Source organism: Pseudorhodobacter sp. (genome assembly GCF_030452865.1).
Lineage (GTDB): Bacteria > Pseudomonadota > Alphaproteobacteria > Rhodobacterales > Rhodobacteraceae > Pseudorhodobacter.
Map to the genome: position 1 here is coordinate 1 of NZ_JAKDLJ010000364.1, position 3,612 is coordinate 3,612.

4 protein-coding genes and 1 pseudogene are annotated in these 3,612 nt (G+C 62.2%); 2 read left to right on the forward strand and 3 right to left on the reverse strand.

Translation table 11 applies throughout. The annotated features are described in order from the left end of the window. The coding region (locus L0H65_RS16350; protein WP_301460242.1) for a copper-translocating P-type ATPase at nucleotides 1-1,487 on the forward strand (1,487 nt) is incomplete at its 5' end. 22 nt (nucleotides 1,488-1,509) lie between these two features. Next, entirely contained in the window at nucleotides 1,510-1,707 is a 198-nt protein-coding gene (locus tag L0H65_RS16355) for a heavy-metal-associated domain-containing protein (protein ID WP_301460244.1), read from the forward strand. A gap of 9 nt (nucleotides 1,708-1,716) precedes the next feature. Here L0H65_RS16355 and L0H65_RS16360 read toward each other — a convergent pair whose 3' ends face one another. The 3 genes and pseudogenes from L0H65_RS16360 to L0H65_RS16370 form a co-directional block, all read right to left on the reverse strand. Beyond that, a complete protein-coding gene (locus tag L0H65_RS16360) occupies nucleotides 1,717-2,160 on the reverse strand; it encodes a cytochrome c (RefSeq protein ID WP_301460247.1) in 444 nt (147 codons plus the stop codon). A 49-nt stretch (nucleotides 2,161-2,209) separates the two neighbouring features. Beyond that, nucleotides 2,210-2,665 (reverse strand): cytochrome c, encoded by a 456-nt coding sequence (locus L0H65_RS16365; RefSeq protein ID WP_301460249.1) that lies wholly within the window; start codon nucleotides 2,663-2,665, stop codon nucleotides 2,210-2,212. Nucleotides 2,666-2,804: 139 nt separating this feature from the next. After that, nucleotides 2,805-3,612 (reverse strand): annotated as a pseudogene (locus tag L0H65_RS16370) (multicopper oxidase family protein); the annotation flags it as partial.

The following is a 3,612-nucleotide window of genomic DNA, read 5'->3' on the forward strand; positions in this document are numbered from 1 at the left end:
ACATCATGGAAGGCGACCGGCTGCGGGTGCGCCCCGGCGATGCGGTGCCGGTGGACGGGGTGGTGGTCGAGGGGCGATCCTCCTTGGACGAAAGCATGCTGACCGGCGAGTCGATGCCGATTGAGAAAGGACCAGGCGATGCGGTGACCGGGGCGACGATCAACAAGAACGGCTCCTTGGTGATCGAAGCGGGCAAGGTCGGTGCCGATACTGTGCTGGCGCAGATCGTGGCGATGGTGTCGAACGCCCGGCGCTCGCGTGCGCCGATCCAAGGCATGGCCGACCGGGTCTCGGCGATCTTCGTGCCAACCGTGGTCGGCACCTCGATCTTCGCCTTCATAATATGGATGATCTTTGGACCCGAACCTGCATTGGTTTATGCCATCGCCTCGGCGGTCTCGGTGCTGATCATCGCTTGCCCCTGCGCATTGGGACTTGCCACGCCGATTTCAATCACCACTGCAGCCGGCCGCGGGGCGCAGGCCGGGGTGTTGATCAAGGATGCCGAGGCGCTGGAACGCATGGCGGGGGTCGATACGCTGATCGTCGACAAGACCGGCACCCTGACCTTGGGCAAGCCTAAACTGACTGATACTGTGACCTTTGGTGAAATCACCGAGGCTGACATTCTGTCACTTGCAGCGGCCCTTGAGCGCGGCTCCGAACACCCTTTGGCCGAGGCCATCGTCGAAGGTGCCGAGGCGCAAGGGGCTACCCGGCAGGACGCTGCGGATTTTGAGGCCGTGACCGGCAAAGGCGTGCGCGGCAGTGTCGGCGGTCGCGCCGTGGCCCTCGGCAACACCGCCATGATGCAAGAGATGGGTCTCGAGACGACACAGGCCGAAGAAAAGGCTGATGCGCTGCGGGCCAGCGGCAAAACGGCAATGTTTGTTGCTGTCGACGGGGCCCTTGCGGGCATCGTCGCGGTCGCTGATCCGATCAAGCCATCAACCGCTCAGGCGATCAAGGAACTGCATGCGCAAGGGCTGCGGGTGATCATGGCGACCGGCGACAATGAGCGCACCGCACAAGCGGTGGCGGCGACGCTGGGCATCGACGAGGTGCGCGCGGGTGTCCTGCCGGAAGACAAAAAGAAACTGATCGACCAGTTGCGCAAGGAGGGTCACAAGATCGCCATGGCAGGCGACGGGGTAAATGATGCACCCGCTTTGGCAGCCGCGGACGTCGGCATCGCCATGGGCACCGGGGCCGATGTGGCGATGGAAAGTGCGGGCATCACCTTGCTGGGTGGCGATCTGATGGGCATTGTGCGAGCGCGCAAACTCGCCCGCGCCACGCTGCGCAACATCAAGCAGAACCTGTTCTTTGCCTTCGCCTACAACGCTGTAGGTGTTCCGATCGCGGCCGGGCTGCTTTATCCAGTCACCGGATTGTTGCTGTCGCCGATGATCGCAGCCGCAGCGATGAGCCTGTCGTCGGTCTCGGTCATCACCAACGCGCTGCGCTTGCGGCGGGTTGATCTGTAAACACATCAAAAAGGAGAAGATCATGACAACTTTCCACATCCCCGGCATGCATTGCGGCGGCTGCAAATCCACGGTCGAAAAAACAATCCTCGCCCTTGATCCCGCAGCACAGATCGAGTTCGATATGCCAGCGCGGAAGGTTTCGGTTGAGAGCAGCGCTGACACAGCGCGCGTCCAAGCGGTGCTGTCTGAGGCCGGATATCCTGCTGCCCCCGCCTGAGCCGCCCCATCATCCGCCGTCAGACGCACTCCGTTCCGCCTGGAACTGGCGCTCGCGGTCGGGCCAGCGCGATTTGATGTAGGCCAGGATATCGGCGATTTCCTGCGTACTCAGCACGTCGCCGAAAGCTGGCATGGCGCTATCGAAACTGACACCCATCTGCGCCAGTGCTTCCTCTCCGCCCAAGGTGATATAGTCGATCAGGGCGGTGTCGGAATGATGCCAGGTATGGCCGGCCGCGTCATGTGGTGGTGCCGGGAAACGCCCGTCTGGTCTGGGGCTGCGCCAGTCTGGCTGGCCTTCTAGATTTTGGCCGTGGCACGCGGCGCAGTTCGCGTCATAAAGAACGCGACCGCGCGTCGCGGCTACATTGTCGGGGGCAAAGATATGGAAGGCGGCCCCGATGGATCCCAGAAGGACCGCCGCCATGAGAATGAGGATGCCCGACCTCATGCCGGTTGGTCCGATGTAGTTCCGAGAAAAGGGCGGATACTCCACCGCATCAGTTGATCCCGTTGGTGCGCTGCAACTCGCGCACATAAGCGACAATCGCGCCGAGCTCTGCATCCGTCAGAGGTTGTTCGACCGGTGGCATGTCTCCGAACGACCAGTGGTGCGCCCGCACGCCGTTCCGTGCTGCCAGAACGAAAGCCATGTCGCCGTGGTGGCCGGGCTGGTAAATGCGATGGACAAACGGGGGCGCTACGCCGTCTTTCCCAGCAGCATTGGTGCCGTGGCAGGCGGCGCAGACCGCGTTGTAATATGTCTCACCCAGACGGGCTTGTGCGGAAAACTCAGCCGGAACGATGACGTCGGCCAATGGTGCGCCCGCTTCGACCTGCGAGACGTCCGATGCAGAAGCCGAAACTGGTTCTTTGGTGGCCTGGCCTTGTGTCCAATACCAACCCGCCGCTGCGATAATGGCTACAACGAGTGCGCCAATGAGTCCTTTGTTCATGATACGATCTCCAATCTGTCTTCGCCGACCCTGCGGCGCTGATGCGGCTTTCTTGCGGTTGGCTTTTGGCCATGCGGGGGAAGCGCGCTTGTGAATGTGTTTCGCCACCAGGCGACGTTGTCCTCCGATGGCGGATGTCTCAGGCCGACACGGCAAACTCGGTCATCATACCGGTGGAAAGATGCGGCATGTGATGGCAATGCAGCATCCAGCGCGCGGCCTCACCGGCATCCAGTGCAACCGTCACCATCGACATCGGCGGCACATAGACCGTGTCGCGGATCGCACCATCGAAGGTTTGACCGTTGATGTTCACCACCTGGAACACATGCCCGTGCAAGTGCATCGGATGCCCCATCATCGACATGTTGTGAAACGACAGATGCACCCGCTCGCCGGTCTTGGCGGTGAGCGGGGTGTGATTGCCCCAGACCTGTCCGTTGATAGTCCAGAGGTAAGGCTGCATTGCGCCGCCCAGCATGATCATATGGGTCCGATCCACCGGGCGCGGCGCAAGGGTCGGCGCGCCGACCACAGGTGCCGCCCGCAGCAGCCTTTCCTGCGCAAGGTCAAGATCGAACGCGCTGCTTTCAAATTCTGCCAGATCGTCAATTCTGCGCACTTCGGCACCTGCGGTGCCGCGCACCTTCGCGCAGGGCGAGGATCGGAAAGGCCCCCGCATCCGGCAGTTCAATTTCCAGATCAAGACGCTGCGCCATAGCCAAACCAAAGCGCGTCCCCGTCATAGGCGTAACGCCGTGGCCATCGACCGCCACCAGACGCGCAGGCACCCCACCGGTGTCGATCCAGAACACGGTCGCCGCCGCGGCATTGATCACCCGCAACAAGACCCGGCCCTTGCGCTCGACGGCGATCACTTCTGGGTCGGCGAGCGTGCGATCATTGGCGAGATAGGCGTCAAACTCGAAGTCGTTCAGGTCCATCAC